Raw genomic sequence first — 20,569 nt, forward strand, 5'->3', positions numbered from 1 at the left:
AAGGGCTTTGCCACTCTCGAACAGGCTCGTGAATGGATGCTCGGCTTCGTGCACTGGTACAACGAGCAGCATCGTCACAGCGCGCTGAACTACGTGACCCCCACCCAGCGCCACAACGGCGAGGCCGCTCGGATCCTGGAACGCCGCCGAGCCACATACGAGCGGGCACGAGACGCCCATCCCGAGCGTTGGTCCGGCCCCATCCGGGACTTCGGTCTGCCAGAGACGGTGACCCTCAACCCGGAGACAGCCGCCAGTTGTTAAAGAACCCTGAACTCCATCAGGCGACATCTGCCTTGACAGATAGCGATCCGGGCCGGTTCGAAAACGCGTCCCACGCCCGTCAGTGGTGCGAGGCGTACTTCGACTGGTACAACTTCCAACATCACCACAGCGGCATCGGCGGCTACACCCCGGAGCAGGTCTTCACCGGACGCTTCGAGCTCGTCCATGCGCAGCGCCAGCAGGCGCTAGACGCCCAATACCGCCGTCACCCCGAGCGCTTCGTCCAGGGCGCCCCAGTCGCCCCACGACCACCCGAGTGGGTGACCATCAACCCGGTAACGCCCGAAGCGGCTGACACCGGTGAGTCGTTAGGCGTGAACTTCCCAACCCTGAGCGCCGCCAGGGCACGGGTAGACAATACGTTATCCTCCGCGTGACGTGTTCAAAACAGGTTGACAGGTTCCGGGATCGTTTCTTGGGAAGTTAGGAGAATCGTTCGATAGTTTTGTAGTGGGCACGAGAACGACGCAACTGCTTAGTGCGTTATTGCGAGTGGTTCAGATCGGGGTTGGTAGAACCTGTTTTTATCCCGTTACGAAACGATTGGCGCGTCGATTCGCTATGACCACGAGTTGCGCATGATATCGTCCAGCTCGGTACGGGACAGGACCGCTGTGCAGTCCCTCCAAGGATCGTCTCCCGCGACTAGCACGCTGTCGTTGTAGCGCAGATCGAACCCGTTTACCTTCTTCCGGTTCTCGATGCGCTTGTCCATCTCCTCCGCTAGCTTTTCCTCGTCCTCGATCCACTCGTCCTCTATCGTGTCGGGAAGGGAACCGAATAGGTCGTAGCGATCCTGCATGCGCTCAGAGAGGCGGTCATAGATCGTTGCGTCCACGGTGTCCTGGTACACCAGGTTGAGCATGTCTACGTTGTCGCGGGTCTGTCCGAATCGCTTGATGCGACCAATTCGCTGTTCCAGCTTGACCGGGTTCCACGGTAGATCGACGTTGATTAACGTGCCGAGCGTTTGCAGGTTGAGCCCCTCGCAAGCCGCGTCTGTGGCGACCATCAGCCGAATCTCGCGGTCCTTGACCATCCGCTTGAGACTTTCTCGATCTGCCGAAGTGGATTGCGAACCTCGAATGAGCTTGCTTTTGCCGGCCCCGGCGTAGAGGCCGATCGGCTCATCCGGGAATAGCTCGGCCACCTGACGGCCGATCCATGCGGCCGTGTCGTAATACTGCGAGAAGATGATGCAGCCTAGGTCGGCCCAGCCCTCGTCTGCAAGGTAGTGGCGCACGGCGGCGACTTTCGGGTCCTCTCCACCCAGAAGGTCGACCTGCTCGATCAGGTACTTCAGGGCATCCCGCTCCTCGTCGGTTGGGATGTCGACCTCACTTTCTCCGTCCTCCAGAAGGTCCTCTTCGAGTTCCTGCCCCTTCAGTAGCTTTTCGGCCGTCGTGCGGGCGGCATGGGGGCTGGAACAGAGCCGTTGGCGCATGAGGTTGGTCATGAACCCGGCTGCCTGCTTTCGCTGTCCGTAAGCCTTCCCGAATCGGTTCGCTGCTTCATAGGCATTGTCGAAGGCGTCGCGAGTGCGCAGCGCGTTGCCCTCGAAAAGCGCGTAATACCCGCTTTCCTGCGTGACCCGGTCAGGGTCGGGGTGGAGGATCACGCCGACCTTCTGAAGCAGGCCCTTCTCCTCCAGGTCCGCACGCTTGCGCAGGACCACATGCCGCACGATCGGGTTGTGTCGCTGGAAGAAAGTGGTGCCTTGGATTCGACGTTCGAGTTCGTCCTCGACCTTCTCCTTGGTGTCGCGATCCAGATCGGCCGCAGACGTGTTGCGGGGTGGCTCAAACTCGTGCAGCTTCATCCCGAAATCCCGCCGAATCTTTTCGTTCATCAGCCGATAATTGGCAAACGGCGAACTGTCCGTAGGTGGGATGGGCGAGCGCAGGTAGGACCAGGCGTCTTCGAAGTCGAGCGGCTGTTCCTGTCCGGTAAGGAGCGGGATCACGCGATCCGGTGTATGCCAGGGGCTTAACTCGGTCCCAAGAACAAACCGGCCCTTGCCCTGGTGCAGAACCCCGAGCTGGCCCCACAGGTCGGCGATCTCCGTCTGCATCGGCGTGGCGGTGCCGAGCAGGACGTTGTCAGCCTGTTGCGCAAACCGGCGGGCGTACTGAAGCAGCACGTTGGCTTCGCCCGCGCCCTTGCCAAGCCCCTGGCGCTCACGGGCCTTGTGCGATTCATCTAACACCACGGTCTCGAATTGGAGGTTCTCCAGTATCTCGCGCTCCCTCGTGGGCTGGGAAAGCAGCCCCGTGGAGACCACCCCGATCCGGAATGGACAACGAGCGATCTCTTCCGGCCCCTTCGGTGAGACGATGTGCCCTTGCGGATCGATCCATGCCTTGTGGAAGGAGCTCCAGCGACCCACCGGAATGCCGAGCTTGTCCAGCAACTCGACCTGCCACTGTTCGGTGAGTGTCGCGGGCGCGAAGATCGCGATAGGCTTGGCCCGGCGTCGTTTCGGGGTGCTCTTGTCCGCGTGAGATTGCAGGGCGAGCACAATGGTGGCCGTCGCCAGCGACAGCGTCTTGCCAAGGCCGACTTCATCGGCCAGCAACAGTCGGACCACCCCGAACCACTCCCGGTGTTTCAGGGCTTCGCTGACGAAGGAGCGCTGCCACGGGCTCAGAGAGAACCCTTCCTGATACATCGGAGACTCGACGACAGCCGCAGGCCCAATGTCCTCGGGGTCCTCGATATCCTCAATCAAGGCCTCGACGCGCTTGGATCGGCGTTGGATTTCCTGAAGTACGACGCGGGGGAGGGGAGTCGATCGCTCCCATAGCCAGTCGAATTCGTCCTGCACCCACTTAACCCCCTCAGACGATTCATCCGACCAGAGGATCTCGTAGTTGCCCTTCCAACCCATGCGGGTCTCATTCATCGAACCGATGAACGCCAATTGGCTGCCGTCCTCGCGCTCGATCACCCCGGCTTTCCCGTGGACCAGGCCACAGACCGTGTTGGGCACCACACGAATTGCATTAGGGTGCGCGTGAAGGAACTCGTCCAGAAGGCGATAGCGATCCTGGTGGAGCAGCGCGTCAAGCCCCGGGTCCTCATGGAGACGGCCGAGCAACGCCGCCTCCCGGTTCTTGGCGACCTGAAGGTCTTCGGCGGCCACATCGGCATTACAGACGATGCGCACCTGCCCGATTCGGGATAGTTGCTCCCCCGCGATCTCGAACAGCGATGAGGTGAAGTACCCCGCGATCCGGTCGTAACGCCGCGCCTGTTGCAGTTCGTTCGTCAGGACCGTCACATCGATTGGGTCCTGGCGGGTGGAGTAGCGCCGGATCGGGGACTCCGTCATGCCTTACCAGCCCTCGTTCCGAATCCGGTTCGCGAGGATCTCTGCCTTTTCTGCTTCCTCGGGGCGCCGTTCAGCGACCATCTTGGCGATGAATTCGGCTACGGCCATCATGTGGGGGCGCTGTGGGATGTAGGTGGCTCCAAGGTTCGACTGCATCTCCGCCAGCACCGTCTTTGGGTCTTTGTCGCCCATCAGCTCCCGGATTGCCAGCAGCACTTCTCCGAGGCGGGTTCCGGCCAGATCGCCGTTCAGCAGCTCCCGGCCCCTGAAATCCTGAGCGCCCTTCAGTCGTGCGCTGTTCGCGGCGGTCGATGCCATCAACGGCTGGTAGTCCACGCGGAACGCCCGGCTGAAGTTCTGGTAGTTGTCCAGCTTGAACTGACCGGTCTCCTCGATCGCCAGCAGCCGCGTGTAGAAACGTTCGATGCCGGACAGGTGCTCCCAGGTGTCCTCGTTGATCACCTTCAACGCTTCGGGAATGAGCGCGTTGTTGGCGATCTCGGCGGCGTACTCGACAATCTCGTCGACGACGTTCTTCTCGCCCCTGCGCCTTGGCTGAAGCGCGAAACTGGTGACTTCCTTGCCATCGATCTTGGTGTAACCCGTGAGCACCTTCAGCGCAGCGGCGTAGCCAGCCATCTGAAGATCGGCGTCATTGAATACACTCTTGCCATGAGCCTTGGCCTGGTCGTTGAGGCGCATCATTTCGGCGACCTGTGCATCGACCTCGTTGCGGATCTTCGGGAAAAGCTGGCGTTTGAAGGTTTCGCCGGAACCCTCGCCACGCTTACGCAGAATCAGGGTCACTGTGCCCTGCACGTAAGCACCCGAGCGTAGGGCGGTGCTCGCTTCTGTCGCGATATACCAGGCCCCGACGACCTGAAGCCCGGCCGCCCAGAAGATCGAGATCATGTCGCCCCAGACACTCGTGTCCTGGTGCGTAAACATAACGCACTGGAGGCCGTTGTCCGGCATGTTATCGGCCATGGCGGAGTAGGACTCGACCATTGATCGGCGGAACTCTTCTCCAGCCCCCTGAATCGCGAGGGCTCGACGGGAATCCCAGTTCCATTCGTTGAACGGAGCGGGCGGGTTCTTGCGGAGCCAAGCGATGAAAAACTCGGTGATTTCGTGGTAGTGGACCGCATCGGCGTACGGCGGGTCGGTAACCCAAAGCTCGCAGTTTTCAGAAAGTTCAGCAGCGGATTTCGTTTCGGACTTCACCCTGTCCGCATGAATTTCTGAGTGTTCGGGCAGTGTGAAGGTAGTGCTGGTTACACCCCACCCGCGAACGCCGTAGTTCATGAGCGTATTGAGGGCCTGGTTGGAGAAGACATGATTGGTGTTTTCGTATCCTGACTGACCAGCCCAATCATTCAGCTTTGAATTGAAGTCCAGAGCCCTCGCCATCCAGACGAGATTATCCGGGGCTTTGGCGTTTTGTTTCCAAAGGGCGAACTGGAGGATCTGCCTCGGATTGAACAACTGATGCCAATACCGCCAGCCGCGCTCACGTATTGGCTGATCCGTGTTGTAGCCGCTCTCAATTGGCATATCTGGAACCAGTCCCTGCGCCTGCCAGTCCACGAGGTTCTCCCGTACGATGCGCTGCACGGTGGCTTCACGCTCCATATCTTCGTCTGTGACCGAGGCGAAGAAGGTCTCAGGTCGTGAGCGGTCGGCGGTGCCAGCCTTTATCCACTGGATGGCATAGAGTCGCTCCTGAAGGATATCGTCTTCCCGGGGCATGAAGTCGTGCAGTTCCCATTGCCGGAGGCGATTGCGGCGAACGCCGTCCTTGTCCTCGTAATCCCCGCGTAGTGTGGGAATTGGCGTCGTGTATCGCTTGCCGCCCAGCTCGTAGTCCAGCTTGCCGTCCCTCGCGGTGCCGTTTGCGGCGGCCTGCATTTCGGCCTTGGATGCCCCGGTAACGACCTCAAGGTCGAAGCGCTTCTGTTGGTTATTCGGAACGAGCTTGGCGACCACCTTACGGTCCTTAGAGATCACCCAGCTTGGCGCCATGGGGACCATCCAGCCGGTTTCCGGACACTTGGTCTCCAGACAATAGAGGTACGCCTTGGCCCGGTCGCCATGTTCGTTGTGCTCGATGCCCAGTTCCGTGATCTCGGCATCGACCGCGTCCGCGACTTCCTGCTGGGTACGCTCGATCTCAGTGCGGCGGGTCTCGTCGGCGCCAATAATGTTGAACGCGCCCCAAGTGAGCATGCAGGCGATGGGATTGAGGTCTGAGGCATGGACGTCACATCCGAGGCGGGCCGCTTCAAACGGGATGGAACCCCCGCCGCAGAACGTGTCGCCCACACGCGGCCGATGCCCGTAGCGCAGCATACCGAGCTGCTCGACCAGTTCTTCGTGGGAATGCGCCTCGATTCCGAAGCGCCCGAGGTGTGCGTTCACCTCCGGCCAGATTGGCCCATAGAGGACGTCCGGATCAACATCCTCCGGGCGCTTGGTCATCGCGACCTTGCTCTCGTAGGGCATGTCGGCCATGGCCTTAGCCAGGATGGAGGCCTTGGCATCCGCATCCAGTCCGCGCTTCCAGCGAATACGCAGGCCGGGGTAATCCTCCAGATCGATGGGGAAAGTCACATCTTCGATGTCTTCCTCGCCCAGGTCCCGACCGGTGACCGTGAAGCCGAAGAAGGCCCGGGGGTTTTGCAGAGCGACCGTTTCAGCGACCTCCATAGGACTCAGCTTGGGTTCTCGGCGCCCGAAGGCCGCATCGTCCATAGCCATCAGCTTCTCAAAGACCGCCAGATCCGCTTCCACATCCTCGGTCACTGGCAGGAGACTCGCCAGAACCACGGCTCGCACCATGATCAGCGGTTTGCGCCCCTTCCAGTAGGAACCCAGCGCTGTGAGGGTCTGGCCGGATCCGGCTTTCCTCTCCTTCTGCGCCTCCGCCGACACCTTCTGCGCCGGGAATGCCCGCTCAATCAGCGCCGGGGCGTCCTTGAGGCTTAGGGGTTCAAGGTTCGCGTGCTTCGCTTCCATGCTCATTCCTTGTCATCCGTAAACAGGCCCAGGGTCGGTTCCGACTTGGCCTTGCTAGAGGTTTTCGCGTCGTCCCCGAAGCGCGCCGAGCGTACGGTGGCCTCGGGGGTATCGCCCAGGGCGTACCGAAGCGCCATGCGCCAGCCGCGCCCCTTGCCGTCCGGGCCGCCGACCGTGGCCGCGACCATGTCAAACAGCCACCAGCGTTCCTCCGGTCGCAGCGCCAGCCAGTTCCGCAGCGCGTAGGGCACATCTTCCGGGGGCATGTCTTCGATGGCCCAGGCCAGTACGCACAACTCCTTCCCGAGCATGCGGTCCACGGGGGTCGTGCCGACCTTCCACTGCGCCGTCGCGAGATTGTGCATCTTCAAGCGTTCGTTGAACGCGCGCTTCACCGCCGCCTGGATCTCGGTCCAGTTGCGGCGCGGGACCGTTACCCGATCCAGCACCTCGTGGCCTCGGTGTTCCACCGCAACGCCCAGATCCTCGGTAATGAGAACGGGCTGACTGTTGCCGCGCGGGATCTCGACCACGAAGTGATGCGGTGCCAGCGTCTTGGGGACCCCGAAACCGGCCGTGTCGTGCGCGTACTGCTTGGTTTTCTTGCTGCGGGGCATCGACTCCACCTTTTCCATTGCAGCGGCCATGACAACCACCTTATTGGCTCACGTTGTCGTGCTTGAGCTGAAGGCCCGCAATTTCCGCGAAGCGCTTGAGGTCCTCGCCCGTGGCGAAGTCCCCGCCGCCGTTGCGAATGAACATCTGAACCTCGGCATCCGAGTCGTTCGTGGCCTTTCGCAAGGACTCGATGGTCGACTCGATGATCGCTGGCGTGACCGCCCGCGAGTTGAAGTTCACCTCAATGGCGTCCTCGCCCTCACCGACTTGAAGCCTTACCTGCGTGAAGCTGACGTTCCGGTCCTTGAAGTCTACGAGCACCTGAAAGACCGACTGGGTCGTATCCAGGCGAACCTTGGAGTTTTGAAGCCGAACGGGTTGGTGGGGGTCGATCTCTGGGCGCCCATCGTTGTCGCCGCTGGGCTGGATCGTGAACTTCTCGGTTTGCTCGGATGCGCCGGCCTTGGCGTAGACCTGAACCAGGACACGACCGTCCTCGATCGGGAACGGACCGGTGTACTCGAACCCCTCGCGCGGGCCAGAACCGTCCGTGGTGTAGTAGAGCGCCGCCTTGGGTGTGGATTGAAGCTCGACCACGCGATGGTCCGGCTTGGTGTGGACTTCGTGCCGGATCTTGATCGGAGCCTTCCAGAGCGTGGCATCACCGGTTTCGTGATTGCCGTCTGGGTCGACTGCCAGGAAGTACAGCGTGGGCTCGGTGGTTCGGAATTCTTCGAGGCTGTCCGCCACAGGATCCTGCTCGGAGACCCCTTCGTCGGTGCAGTAGTGAACCCGAGGTGTATTGCCGGAATGCTTGGGAACAAGCTGAAGAATCAACTCACCGGTTGCCTCGTCCGTGGACTTCGGGGTCACACTGACGCTGGTCTGCTCCTTTGCGAAAGGCCCTTTTTCGATGTAGCCATCGTTACCTTCGCGCCACATACCCCGCGCGAACGCACTGGCCTTGACCTGATCCAGACCTTTGCTCCCCGGAAGCCACGGCCACTCGGGCTTTGCTGCCGCCCGCATGCGGATGTCTTTCCAGGGCTCACGCTTTTGCCCCTCACGCCAGAGCATCGACTCAGCCATCGAGATCACGGAGTCCATCTCGCCATCCAGATCCATAATGAGCTTCTGGTCGCACCGGGTTGAAGCCAGATATTTCTCGATCTGCGCTTCGGGTGCTTGCTCGTCCTTTCCGAACTTCAGCCCATTGTCGATCGTGGCTGGGGCCAAAAACCCCTCTGAACCCGGGTAGTACAAGCGGTTGAACACGCTTTGGATGCTTTGAATGAACCCTTCTTCGGTCGTCTCCTTTAGGTCTCCCGCCTCCCGGATCTGGGCCTCATTGCCTCCTTGGTGGATGTCCTTCTGAATGCGCTCCAGGGCCAGTAGCTCGCGGAAACGCGATTCCGCATCCCCAAGGAGATGACTGTCGTGACTCGTCAGGACCAGGAGGTTGTTCTTGTGCTCCACGCTGTCGAAGAACCGTTGGATGTCCTCCGGCGGCGTACCGCCGTCCGGTTTTGCTACGACCAGCACGCGGTCATGCTTGATAGCATCGGCGATCGCATCTAGGGATGGCATCACCAGTACATTCTGGTAGGCCTGCTTCGACCGGGGTTCCAGAGCGCGCTCCAGCCACTTGCGCAGTTGGTCGTCCACCCAGTCCTGCGGCAGTTTGCCCGAGTCATTCTGTAGCCGTTTGATCAGGTTTTCCGTGTCCTTGAACCGCAGGTTGTCACTGGCATCGGTGTGCAGATACCACGCGGTTTTGCGCAGCTCCGTGATGGCCGCCTTGAACTCGTCGGGTTTTCGCTGCGGGTCGATGAGGTACTCAATGACCTCGTGCTCGTGGAGGCCGGTGTGCCCCTGAACCGACTCGGACAGCGAAGCGGACAGAATCAGATTGGCGACCTGCGTGCCGGCATCGCTGTTGAGCTGATCGTTGATCGCTTCGGCATGCGACGAGCCCTTGTCCGAGATATCCCGGGCTACGGCGTTTCGCAGTCCCTGATTGATGGCGTTCACCTGGGAGAAAACCAGGGAATCGTTGAGATCGAGGTGCTGGGTGCCGATCAGGTAGACATCGTTGGTGTCGCGATTCCAGACCGAGCGCACCAAGCGCGCCGAGAATTCGAGCAGTCCGCGAGTCTCGCGAAAATTGGGGTTGTCCTTGAACAGGGCCGCCAGATGTTTGAAGCGCGGATGGAAAGGATAGGTCGAACGGATCTCTTCCTCGATCTGCACGATCGATCGCGCCGTGAAGTAGCCGCTGTCTTCGGCCTTTCGAACTTGGTCGGCAAACGCCTCGGCTACCTCGCCGATGGTGGATTCATCCGGGAGTTCGATGAACAGCCGCTTTCGGATGATCGCGTAGATTTCATCCCCATTCAGCGCCACCGGCGTAATCGACGTGGCCTGCCGGTTGGTTTCCGACTGAAGGTTCTTCACCAGCCTGCTGATTTGTCCGGAGTTCTCGGTGTAGGTATTTGCGAGGTTCGAGAGAACGACGCAGCAGTTGGGCTTCGCCAGCGCGGCCTCGAAGAGGTTTGCCACGGCACGCGTCACCACATCGGCCAGGGTCCCCGCGCCCATCGCCCGCGTTGAGGCGTACAGGAGGTAGGGCGGAAGCTCGTCCATGAGGATCAGCGCGGGCTCGTCACCCAGTGCCTGAATCCAGTCATCCTTGCCCGGCGCGGCATTGTCTTCCCAGAACGGCTTGAGGACGGAAACGGCCTCGTCGCCCAACTGTTCTGCCAGGCTTCCCCATAGATGCTTTGGATGGGAGTTGCGCCCGTCGAACACGGCGACGCGCGCCGTTACATCACCCACCAGTGATTGCGTCTCGTTGGACAGGATATCGGCGCGATGCTCCGGGTACCGAGCGAGTAGCCCAAGGGCGCTCATGAGGTGGGTTTTACCCCCACCCATGGCCTGCGCCAGCTCGAAGACGGCCTGCCCACTCTGCCCCGCAAGGCGCCGTAGTCCGCCATCCAATAGCGCCTCCATCCCCTGCGTCATGTAGTTGCGCTGGAAGAAGGCAGCGCCACGATCATCGCTGCGGACGGTAGAGGCCAATTCTTCAACCCCCTCCGCGCTCTGGTACTCCATCGTGGCGGGGTGGAGGGTGCACGCGTCTTTAACGGTCTTCAGCATGATATTCCTCGGCTTGAGACTGGGATTCCGGTAATGCGCCGCATTATGCATTATCGGCATCTCAAGCTCCGACCCGACTGGGGCGCGCTCGGTGTCTACCATGCGGCGTCTCCGGTCGTAGCCAACGCGTCAGTTTGCCCCGGGCCGTTGCGGTAGGCGACGCAAGTACCGTGGCAGTGAAGGCTGGCATGGCGCCGCCCCCCGACAATGGCGCTTCCACTCGCCACGTGCTCGCCGGATAACGTCCCAGGCGCCCTGTCGAACTCCACGGAACCCGGGCATCCGCCTGATCGACCAGCAGAATTGCCGCCACAGTTGAGCGCGTTTATCGCGGTCTTTCTCGGTGACGGCCTCTCGGATCCGTCGGCGCCATCGACTTATCGCGAACTGGGTAAGGCGCCATGTCCAGCGTCCGTCTACTCGCACCAGTTCGTAGTCGGGCTCGGTGCCGTCGACCCCCGACGCGATCGTAAGGCGAGTCGGGCGGTCGCCTGCATCGCTCATCTGTTCCACCGCCTGAGCAGCGTGTCCATTCTCCGCCAGTAGCCACCAGCGCGCTCGAACTGAGCCCTTGGGGCACCAGACGACGAGGTACGCATTCCCGACTCCATGTCGCTTTCTACGCTGCCGCCGAACTCTGTCGGCCTCTGTTCCATATTTCTCGTCAAACTTGACCCTCAGATGCTTGACCCTCTCGGCAGGGATTGTCCCGCCGGTCCAGTACCTGTATCCCACCCTGACCAGATCCTGAAGCCGCTGCATCACTACTATTTTACGCGACTGCATGCGCTATGTCCATGTTGTTGTCCTTGGCCGTCCGGTATTGGCGGCCGCACTCGAAGGAGACGTTGTCAACCAGTCGCGGGAGCGAGGAGAACAACGACGACTCCTACTCTCCGTATGCAGGCCTGAATGACACCTCTGTGATCGGATAAGAACTGATTACGCGCAGGACGGTGTGTCTGAAGGTCTAGAGATTCCGATAGCTGTCACGTAACGCCGCATAGGGAGAGTGAATGCCGGGTGTGCCAGCCCCATGAAGTTCGGGGCTGCCACCCCGCTTGCTGTACCAACAAGCATCCAGGCGCCACCTGGATTGCTTGTTCTGCTGTAGCGCAGTGCCCGTAATTGGGCTCGCTGCGATGCGATGGGCGCTCAGCGATGAAATGCGCTGTTCGACCCAATCCCAGGGTGAGTTTGGGCGACGCGGAAACGGGGCTCCTGGTGACAGGAGAAGACCCTGCTAGTCGACGAAAGGCGGTAATCAGTCCGCCCCGTGGGCGGCTCGAGAGAGTCGAACGCGTGCTGCACACGATGGCTTCAGCGATATTGGAAACGGTATTGAGCCGACCAGGTGAAAACTCGGGCCGGCGGCACTTCCTGGCGCAAGCCGGGAAGGTCGATGTATAGCTCAAACGTGTAAATGCACCGCAGGACGGTGCTATGCAGAGCGAGCAGTAGCCATGGGCTGAGGGCCCTGGTTATGTGCGTTGAAGTGATCCGGGAGTAGGGGAGGCGCTTTGGAATCTCGGCCCCCCGAAAACCACGACCGAAAGGCGAGGTGAGGTGCATAGCACCAGTTATCTGGATGACGGAGCACAGTGGCGATTGCTCGTGTAGTAGTGGCTAGCTAACGCGGGAACTCCTAAGCCTCTTCGACTCGGGTGGCACCGATGAGAGGCAAGGAGGGGAGCGGTTCTGAGTAGAGTCAGACGGATGTCGCGATATAACCGAAGCGACTCTGGAGCCAGGATGGCACTCGAAAGGAACCAGCGGAAGCGATGGGTACTTCCCGTCGATTGGTATAGCAAGAGGCATTCAACTGAACGGTTTTGCAGGCTGGCACCTGCAGGTAAACCACGACGCTTGGCGGGCTGGCACCCGCTTAATTCACTATCGGACCAAGAGGAGGTTCATATTCGAACCCGGGCATCATTGCCCGGGTTTTTTCGTTTCGTCAGGACTGCTGTCACTGAGGCCTCAATAGGGGGATGAACCCCAAACCGAGGAGTACTCATGAGAAGCTTGCGTCCAAATGAATCATCGTCACTGCCTGGCACTTCCAACCGCCGCGGGAAACTAGTCGAGCGATTGGCTCGTGCTCAGTTGCTGAGTAGCGGGAGGGCCGATGCGTTCGCGTCACAGCTCAAGGCTCATGGGATCAGTGTCTATGATCGACGCATTCCTAGTGACGACTGGAGGCAGGTCGGCATCCAGATTCAGATCGTTTTGCACCTGGATGATGATGACGACCAGTGGATTTCATCCGAGATCTGGCTACCAGCGGGGAGATATTCCCCGGAAGAGCAACAGCAGTATGCGGACATGATATTCCGGATGTTAGGCGGAATAGCTTGATCCATTCCCCTTCAGCCCCGGCTAGCGCCGGGGTTTTTTCGTGGTCCAAATCGGAATGGTTCCAGGGAGGGGGCGATCTTAGCCACCAGTAGTCAGGTAATCAGACCATTCCTGCATCATCCTTCGCCGTTTTTCGAACAGGTCGCCTCGACGGTAGGCGGCCTCCACCTTGTTTTCGATGACGTGCGCGAGCGCCATCTCGGCGACATCGCGGGGGAAGTTGGAGATTTCCCCCGACCAATCGCGGAAGCTGGATCGGAAGCCGTGAGGTACGTAGTTGCCCTGCTCACCGTGCACCCCGAAACCCTGCCTCCTCATTGCCTGCAGCAGTGCCATGTTGGACATCGGACGACCGGGTCGCGTGCCAGGAAATACATACGGATTACTCTCGATGACTGGCAGGGCCTCGAGAAGCTCCAAAGCAGCACTCGACAGAGGCACTCGGTGCTCTTTGCGAGCTTTCATGCGGGATGCTGGTATGGTCCACACGCGGTCTTGCTTGTTGATTTCTTCCCACTGGGCCTGCAACACCTCTTTGGTACGGACGGCGGTAAGTATCAGAAACCGTAGGGCGGAGGCAGCCATTGCCTCCTGTGCTTCAAGAGTGTGGATGAAGCTCGGGACCTCGTGGTACGGCATTGCCGGGTGGTGCTTCTGTTTTTTCACCCTCGATGGCTTGGGTAGCAGTTTGTCGAGGTGTCCGCGCCAACGCGCGGGATTGGGTTCCTCGCGGTGATTGTGTGCGGCTGCGTAATCCAGGACGTTTTCGATCCTGCCCTGAACGCGTTTGGCCGTTTCAGTCTTGGTCGTCCAGATCGGGGTCAGGATTTCGAGAATGTCTTCAGTAGTTATGGTGTCAACGCGCTTCTTCCCGATCTTCGAGCGCGCGTACTGCTTGAGCGTCCTGACCCACTGTCGTTGGTGTTTCGGGTTCTTCCATCCGCTTCGGTGAGCGCGGATGAAGCTTGCTGCGCATGATTCGAACGTGGGGATCTCCTTGGTGCAAGCAGAGCGGGTAGCGATCGGGTCGACACCATTGCGGGCGAGGGTGCGGTAGGCAGATGCATTTTCGCGGGCGGACGCCAAGGAAACGTCGGGATATGCGCCCAGGCCCATTTCTCGCCGCTTCCCGTTGACCATGAGCCGCAATACCCATTTCTTCGAGCCGCTGGCGGAGGCGACAAGGCGCAGCCCACCACCGTCCTCGTGCTTGCCGGTTGTCGCGGTCTTGACCTGGCGCGCGCTCAACTTGTTCAGAGCCATTTGTTCTTCCTGTGCTGATAGTGGTCCCCCATCTGGTCCCCCATTTAGAATGGATTGGGACAGCCTCTGTTGGACACTATAACACAGTAAGTCACTGAAAAACAGTGCAGTATAGGACCTTATAAGACCCCGTTGGACTATATATCGGCGGACTCACTCTCCGCCAGAACGCAAAAGGCCCGCACGGCAAGTGATGCTCGTGCGGGCCTTTTTTGTGGGCACGCAAGCCGGGGTCAGTCAGTTCATCGCGCGGCGGCGTTCCTCACGCTGATAGAACAGCAGGGCGACGTTGATGGCACGTTCCAGGCGGGCCGACATCTCGATGATCGCGCAGCCGGCATACGAGTGGCCTTTGCGAGTGGAAGGGCGCGAGTTGGCCAGCCTGGCCGCGCCGGAGACCCTTTCCTGCACGTCCGGGAGCATCAAATTGGTGAACTCCAGTCGGCTTCCATAGGGGATGTCCTGCAGCACTTCATTCGGCAGTTCCACGCACATCCCTTCGGCCGAAAGGTCCACCACCGATCCCTCGATCGGTTCTTCGTGCATCTCGCCCTGGATCTGCAGGGTCGGGCGATTGCTCAGGGGGATATGAACGCGGAAGGTTTCCCGACGCTGCAGGTATTGCAGTTCGGCGGGATACGGACATTCGTAGAGATCCCCCGGCGATTCGCTCACGATCTGGCGGACCTCGGTTGTAAACCGCACGGCCACCCCGCGCAGGGTCGCGAATACGCGCAGGGGCTGGCCGGGTCGGATCCGCTGGTGCAGGGAGGGAGGTTGCAGCTGGTCGAGGTAGAGACGCCGCGCGTCGGCATCCAGACGGATCAGCGCCGAGGTGTGCAGCGGGCCGCTTTCTTCCAGGCGGATACTGACCAGGGTCAGGCCATGGTCCAGGTCGCGCAGGATCTGGCCGATGCGTTCCGGGGTGTCGACGGTATAATCGTTGTCATCCATGAGGGCACGTCGCGTCCGAAGTGGGTTCGCGCATCATACACCCTGTGACGGAGTTCACGCCTGTTCGGTCCCGTTCGGGCTAGGCGCGGGTGATGGTCTGGCCGGTGGTACGGCGGTGACGGGCCTTGCCGTAGGGGTCGTAGGTCGTGGCCGGTCCGTTGTCTTCGCCACGCAGGATCTGCATGGACATCTGCACCCGGCGCTGGTTGCGTTCGATCAGCCGGGCGTTGCCCTGGTTGAGTTCGTTGCAGCGTTCGATCGTCGCCCGCAGCGCCTGCCAGCGGTCGTTGAGGTGCTCCCCTCCCTCCAGACGCGCGAACAGCCGTGCTACCCCTTCCGGGGTGAACTCGGCACCGCGGGCTTCGATCCATTGCTGCTGTTTGCGGGTTTCGGTTTCCAGTGCCTGCAGCAGTTCCTGCTTGCGCTGGACCGCGGCCTGCAGCCGATCCGGTTCGCGTGACTCAATGGCCCGGGTTTCCTCCAGCAGGATATCCTCCAGCCGTTGTCCGAGACGGATGGATTCCTCCAGGGAAGGACGAATTCCGGTTTCGTCGGTCACCACCGGATCACCGCAGCAGGCCTTCGATTTCCATCATGCGATCGGCCAGTTCTTCGTTGTCGATCGGGTAGTTCCCCTGAGCGATCGCCTCGCGGATCTCGGCCACCTTCGCCTCGTTGAACGGTGCGGCCTCGCTGGCTTCGCCGCTGCCGTTCATGGCCTGGGCGGCACCGGTCAGGGTGACGGCGTCGCCATTGGCGGCATCGCCATTGCCGGCGCGATCCACCCCGTTGCCGCCGGTGCGGGCGTCGTCGTCACGGCCGCGGACTCCGCCGTTCTGGCTGTCGGGGCGCAGGCCGTTGATGTTGGGGCCTTTGATATCCATGACTTTGTCCTGTCGTTTTACTGGTCTACCGCGTGTATCGGCCGGAATGCCCGAAACTGTAGGGTCAGTTGCGGGATTTCCGTCACATTTTACTACAGGGCGACGCGGACCGTGCCCGATGGCTGGACCTCGCCCTCGATCTCGCGTCCCGAGGACGTGTTGCGCACGCGGATCCAGTCGCCGGCCGTGGCGTCCTCCAGGGCTTCGCCCTGCATGCGGATAGTGACACTGCCGCTGCTGGCGAGGATGGTAACGCGCTGGCCGCGCTGGATCACCTGGCGTTCGTTGACGTGCTGCTGGCCGATGACCTGGCCCTGGCGGATCGCGCGGCGGGTCTGCAGACCGACGACCTCGGATGCGTCCTCGAAATAATGGGTGGCCTGGCGCGACGTCTCGATGCGTTCCATGCGCAGATCGCCCGGTCCCAGGGTCTGCTGGCGCGACAGGTTGCGTCGGGCCACCACCACCTCGGCGTGGCGTTCCACGGCGGCCGGAACGTACACCGACCAGGTCACCGGCCCGGGGCAGCGGATGTTGACCGCGGTATTGCCTCTCGGGCGTCCGCCGGGCGGCAGCGAGGCCTCCAGGGGCTCGTCGCAGCGCTTGAGGCGCAGGCGCTCGTCGACATGACCGAGTTGCACCTCCACATCGTCACCGTTGTGCTCCCCCAGCTGCTGGTGCAGGAACCGTTCCGCGCTGTCACGGATGTTCTGCACCGGCTCGATCTCCGCTTGCGCGCCCGGGGCGAGGAGCGCGAGCATCAGGAGAAGCGCACCCCCGCTGCGGCCCGGGCTGCGGTACGGGAGCAAAGCCTGTAACTTGAGAAGGTGCATGTCCGGTCACCGTTGACCCTGTGTCTTCGTAGCGGGATGCATGCAGATTCCGTGCCATGGTATCCGGGCCTGTCCTGCACGCCCGATGCGTGGTTCAAGCTCCCGCCGGCGCGGCCGTTAGCAGGGAGAACAACCCAGGGGGCGAGAACCGTGAGTCAGTTTATTGACGACGTGAACCAGCGCACGCAGATGGTCGGGCAGAACCGGATGGAGCTTCTGCTGTTCTATCTGGGCGGCACGCAGACCTTCGGGATCAACGTGTTCAAGGTGCGCGAGGTGATTCCGCTGCCGCAGTTGCGCCAGATTCCCGGCTCCGCCGGGGTGGTGCGGGGTGTCACGACCCTGCGGGACAAGACCGTGCCGATCATCGATCTGGCGCGGGCGATGGGCATGCAGTCGACCCGGGCCGGGGCGGACGGGCAGCAGAAGGTTGTGATCACGGAGTTCAACCGCTCGGTGCAGGGCTTCATGGTATCGGCGGTGGATCGGATCGTGAACGTCAACTGGGACCAGGTGAAGTCGCCCCCGCGCGGCACCGGGCGCGAGTCGTTTCTGGTGGCGGTCACCGAACTCGACAACAAGCTGGTGGAGATCATCGACGTGGAGCGCGTGCTGTCGCTGGTCAATCCGCTGCCCACCGAGGTGTCGGAAAGCGTGCGTTCCGCGGTGGCCGAGCAGACACCCGAGCGTCGGGAAATCGTCATCGCCGACGATTCGGTGGTGGCCCGCCGCCAGATCGAAAGCGCCATCCAGGGGCTCGAGTGGCCCTACGTGCTGTGCAAGGACGGGCGTGAAGCCCTGGATTACCTGGAGGAGAAAGCCGCAGAGGGCCCGATCCACGACACGGTCGAGCTGGTGATCTCGGATATCGAAATGCCGCGCATGGACGGTTACACCCTGACGGCAAAGATCCGCGAGAACGAGCGGCTGCGACCGCTGCGGGTGCTGCTGCATTCCTCGCTCAGCGGCGAATTCAATACCGACATGGTGCGTCGGGCCGGTGCGGATGCGTTCCTCTCCAAGTTCAACCCGGACGAACTGGCCAGTGCGGTCCTGGAACAGATCAACAAGACCGCCTGAGATGTCGGTGGTTGCCGGGGGCGAGGGGTTGCCGGCCCGGCCGGGGCGGGTGGCCGGCGCTTGCCGCCCCTTTGCAGGCTGCGGACTCCCGCAAGGCCGCCTCGAAGCCCTATACTGTGGCGGCATGGAATCATCGAACCGAACAACCAGCGGACGGCGGACGGGCCCGGCACGCGTCAAGGCGGAGATGTGTGCGTGATCGATTCCCGTGACTACGAAGAATTCGCGCGCTTTCTCTCCGAGTGCTGTGGCCTGGTGCTGGGGGACAGCCGCCAGTACCTGGTGTCCAGCCGGCTGTCCCGCCTGCTGGATGAATTCGGCTACAAGGACGTGCCGGAGCTGCTGCACGCGCTGCGCAAGGCCCCCAGCCCGAAGCTGCGCACGCGCGTCATCGACGCGATGACCACCAACGAAACCTCCTGGTTTCGCGACGGTTTTCCGTTCGAGATCCTGCGCCACGTGATCCTCCCGGAGCTGGCGTCCACTCGGTCGTCGATCAAGGTCTGGTCGGCCGGGTGTTCCAGTGGCCAGGAGCCCTACAGCATCTCGATGGTGGTCTCGGAATGGGAGGCGTCGCGCCCGCGCCGGGTGGTGCCCGTCAGCATTCTCGGGACGGACCTGTCCGAGGGCGTGCTGGAAGATGCCCGCAAGGGAGTCTATGACGGTCTGAGCATCGTGCGCGGGCTCAGCGAGTCGCGGCGGTCCCGGTTTTTCCAGACCGTGCCCGAGGGGCACAAGATCATCCCCGAAGTGCAGCGCCGCTGCCGGTTTCAGAAACTCAACCTGGTCGACAGCTACGCGGCGCTGGGCAAGTTTGACATCGTGTTCTGCCGCAACGTCCTGATCTATTTCTCGGCCGAGACCAAGCGTCAGGTCCTTGACGGTATAGCGAAGCAGCTCAACCCCGGTGGCTATCTGTTTCTTGGCGCTTCCGAGACGGTCGGGCCCTACAGCAAGGCCTACGAAACCGTGCGCACCGAGTACGGCTCGGTCCTGCGGCTGAAGGGCTGAACCCCTCCACGCCGGGCCTGCAACGGGCCCGGTGCTCGTTTCCCAGCGCGGCGATTCGCCGCGCGGCCGGCCGCGCGCCGGCATCCCTCCCAATCCTTTTCCCTTTTGCCGGCAGCCAATGGCACGGCGATTGCATCGTCGTGGTCAGGCAACGGATGCCCGCCATGTGCGGGCCGGACGGAACGGGATGAGCATATCGCTGGACAAGGCACTCGGGATTCTGCCGGAGTCGGTGAACCTGCGTTCGCAGCGCATGGAGGTTCTGAGCTCGAATATCGCCAATGCCGACACCCCCGGCTACAAGGCGCGCGATCTGGATTTTCGCAGCCAGCTGGAGGCGGCCGACGGGGGCGGTGGCGGGCAGCTGGCGATGAGCCAGACCCGGGCAGGTCATCAGGATCCAGGGACGGCCGCCGCGGGCACCGGGGCCGAGCTCAAATACCGCATTCCTTCACAGCCATCTCTGGACGGCAACACCGTGGATCCGCAGATGGAGCGGGCGGCGTTCGCCGAGAACTCGGTCAAGTACCAGAGCAGTCTCGAATTTCTTAACCGCCGGGTTTCCGGCATTCGCGATGCCTTCCGGGGCAATCGCTGAACCTGACGGGAGGCCACCGCCGTGAGTGATCTGTTCAACCTTTTCAATACCTCGGCCTCGGCGCTGACGGCGCAGTCGGCGCGGCTGAATACGGTGTCCTCGAATCTGGCCAACGCCAATACGGCGGCTGGCAGTGCCGAGGAGGCCTATCGCGGAAAGCATGTCCTGTTTCAGGCGGTGATGGACCAGGCCAACCGCGACGGGACGGCGACACCAGTGCAGGTGGCGGGCATCGAGGAATCGGATGCCGAGCCGCACATGCACTACGAGCCGAACCATCCGAAGGCGAACGAAGAAGGCTACATCTTCCGGCCCGCAGTCAGCGTGGTGGAGGAGATGGCCAACATGATGTCGGCCTCGCGCAATTACGAAGCCAACGTCGAAGTCATGGACACCACCCGCCAGCTGATGCAGCGCACGCTGCAGATGGGCGGACAGGGCTAGGAGAACGCAGATGACCGGACTGACTCCCGACATGCTTGAAGGGGCGGGCATTCGCACCGACCGCCAGGCCCAGCGCGACCGCCAGGAGGCGGAGGGGCCGAGCGAAGAACTGGGACAGGAGGACTTCCTCAAGCTGATGACGACCCAGCTGCAGAACCAGGACCCGTTCGAGCCGATGGAAAACGGGGACTTCATCGCGCAGATGGCGCAATTCTCCAGCGTCACCGGAATCCAGGAGCTGAACGAGTCGTTCGAGGGCTTCGCCCAGTCGATGGGCCAGAACCAGGCGGTGCAGGGCGCCAATCTCGTTGGCAAGGACGTGCTGGTGCCGGTGGAGTTCGGCCAGCTGGATCCCGAGGGCGGCATGAGCGGCGCGTTCGAGCTGGGGGCCTCGGCCGAGTCGGTGGAGGTCGAGATCATGAACGGAGCTGGTGAACGCGTGCGCAGCATGAATCTCGGCGCGATGGGCGCCGGGCTGCAGGACTTCCAGTGGGATGGCCTGACCGACAACGGACAGCGCGCGCCGGCCGGGGTCTACGAGGTACGGGCGACCGCGCGCAGCGGGGAGAGCACCGAATCGCTGGAGACCTTTCTCAACCAGCGCGTGGACAGCGTCTCCATGGGCGGCGAGAAAAACGGCCTGGCACTGAATGTGCAGGGTGTGGGCGAGATCGACTTTTCCGACGTACGCCGGATCTCCGGCTGACGTTCGACCCAAAAACAACCGGAGGAACGG

General features: G+C 61.8%; 16 protein-coding genes. 7 read left to right on the forward strand and 9 right to left on the reverse strand.

Features of this window, described 5'->3' with window-relative positions; genetic code table 11:
- Positions 1 to 264 (forward strand): integrase core domain-containing protein (locus D893_RS13825; protein WP_168409945.1); only part of this gene is annotated, 264 nt, incomplete at its 5' end.
- A gap of 32 nt (positions 265 to 296) precedes the next feature.
- Positions 297 to 662: an integrase core domain-containing protein gene (locus D893_RS13830; protein ID WP_168409946.1), complete on the forward strand. Its 366-nt coding sequence runs from the start codon at positions 297 to 299 to the stop codon at positions 660 to 662.
- A 182-nt stretch (positions 663 to 844) separates the two neighbouring features.
- On the opposite strand, the gene D893_RS11015 is transcribed toward D893_RS13830, so the two are convergent.
- From D893_RS11015 to flgA, 9 genes are all read right to left on the reverse strand, one after another.
- A complete protein-coding gene (locus D893_RS11015) occupies positions 845 to 3,616 on the reverse strand; it encodes a phospholipase D-like domain-containing anti-phage protein (RefSeq protein WP_110619822.1) in 2,772 nt (923 codons plus the stop codon).
- A 3-nt stretch (positions 3,617 to 3,619) separates the two neighbouring features.
- Positions 3,620 to 6,631, reverse strand: a complete 3,012-nt coding sequence (locus tag D893_RS11020) for an anti-phage-associated DUF1156 domain-containing protein (protein WP_110619823.1) — start codon at positions 6,629 to 6,631, stop codon at positions 3,620 to 3,622.
- A 2-nt stretch (positions 6,632 to 6,633) separates the two neighbouring features.
- Entirely contained in the window at positions 6,634 to 7,278 is a 645-nt protein-coding gene (locus D893_RS11025) for an anti-phage-associated DUF3780 domain-containing protein (RefSeq protein ID WP_246863918.1), read from the reverse strand.
- A gap of 10 nt (positions 7,279 to 7,288) precedes the next feature.
- Complete coding sequence (locus tag D893_RS11030) at positions 7,289 to 10,408, reverse strand: anti-phage-associated DUF499 domain-containing protein (protein WP_110619825.1); 3,120 nt, start codon at positions 10,406 to 10,408, stop codon at positions 7,289 to 7,291.
- Positions 10,409 to 12,844: 2,436 nt separating this feature from the next.
- Positions 12,845 to 14,029 (reverse strand): site-specific integrase, encoded by a 1,185-nt coding sequence (locus tag D893_RS11040; protein WP_019568720.1) that lies wholly within the window; start codon positions 14,027 to 14,029, stop codon positions 12,845 to 12,847.
- 237 nt (positions 14,030 to 14,266) lie between these two features.
- Positions 14,267 to 14,983, reverse strand: a complete 717-nt coding sequence (locus D893_RS11045; protein ID WP_077243475.1) for a flagellar brake protein — start codon at positions 14,981 to 14,983, stop codon at positions 14,267 to 14,269.
- A 79-nt stretch (positions 14,984 to 15,062) separates the two neighbouring features.
- On the reverse strand, positions 15,063 to 15,545 hold the full coding sequence (locus D893_RS11050; RefSeq protein WP_018945704.1) for a flagellar protein FlgN: 483 nt from the start codon (positions 15,543 to 15,545) through the stop codon (positions 15,063 to 15,065).
- Between the two features lie 4 nt (positions 15,546 to 15,549).
- On the reverse strand, positions 15,550 to 15,867 hold the full coding sequence (gene flgM / locus D893_RS11055; RefSeq protein WP_018945705.1) for a flagellar biosynthesis anti-sigma factor FlgM: 318 nt from the start codon (positions 15,865 to 15,867) through the stop codon (positions 15,550 to 15,552).
- A 92-nt stretch (positions 15,868 to 15,959) separates the two neighbouring features.
- On the reverse strand, positions 15,960 to 16,628 hold the full coding sequence (gene flgA, locus D893_RS11060) for a flagellar basal body P-ring formation chaperone FlgA (RefSeq protein WP_018945706.1): 669 nt from the start codon (positions 16,626 to 16,628) through the stop codon (positions 15,960 to 15,962).
- A 222-nt stretch (positions 16,629 to 16,850) separates the two neighbouring features.
- Here flgA and D893_RS11065 point away from each other — a divergent pair, with 222 nt between their 5' ends.
- The 5 genes from D893_RS11065 (at position 16,851) to D893_RS11085 (ending at position 20,539) form a co-directional block, all read left to right on the forward strand.
- A complete protein-coding gene (locus D893_RS11065; protein WP_018871225.1) occupies positions 16,851 to 17,780 on the forward strand; it encodes a chemotaxis protein in 930 nt (309 codons plus the stop codon).
- 195 nt (positions 17,781 to 17,975) lie between these two features.
- Complete coding sequence (locus D893_RS11070; protein ID WP_019022256.1) at positions 17,976 to 18,791, forward strand: protein-glutamate O-methyltransferase CheR; 816 nt, start codon at positions 17,976 to 17,978, stop codon at positions 18,789 to 18,791.
- A 187-nt stretch (positions 18,792 to 18,978) separates the two neighbouring features.
- Positions 18,979 to 19,389 carry a flagellar basal body rod protein FlgB gene (gene flgB / locus D893_RS11075; protein ID WP_018945708.1) on the forward strand — a complete coding sequence of 137 codons (411 nt, stop codon included), beginning with the start codon at positions 18,979 to 18,981 and terminating at the stop codon, positions 19,387 to 19,389.
- A gap of 21 nt (positions 19,390 to 19,410) precedes the next feature.
- Positions 19,411 to 19,833 (forward strand): flagellar basal body rod protein FlgC, encoded by a 423-nt coding sequence (flgC, locus tag D893_RS11080; protein WP_018871222.1) that lies wholly within the window; start codon positions 19,411 to 19,413, stop codon positions 19,831 to 19,833.
- A gap of 10 nt (positions 19,834 to 19,843) precedes the next feature.
- The gene (locus D893_RS11085) at positions 19,844 to 20,539 is read left to right on the forward strand and encodes a flagellar hook assembly protein FlgD (protein ID WP_110619826.1); all 696 of its coding nucleotides are present in this window, start codon (positions 19,844 to 19,846) and stop codon (positions 20,537 to 20,539) included.
- Positions 20,540 to 20,569: the final 30 nt, after the last annotated feature.

The organism is Thioalkalivibrio sp. ALE21 (assembly GCF_003208255.1).
Lineage (GTDB): Bacteria > Pseudomonadota > Gammaproteobacteria > Ectothiorhodospirales > Ectothiorhodospiraceae > Thioalkalivibrio > Thioalkalivibrio halophilus.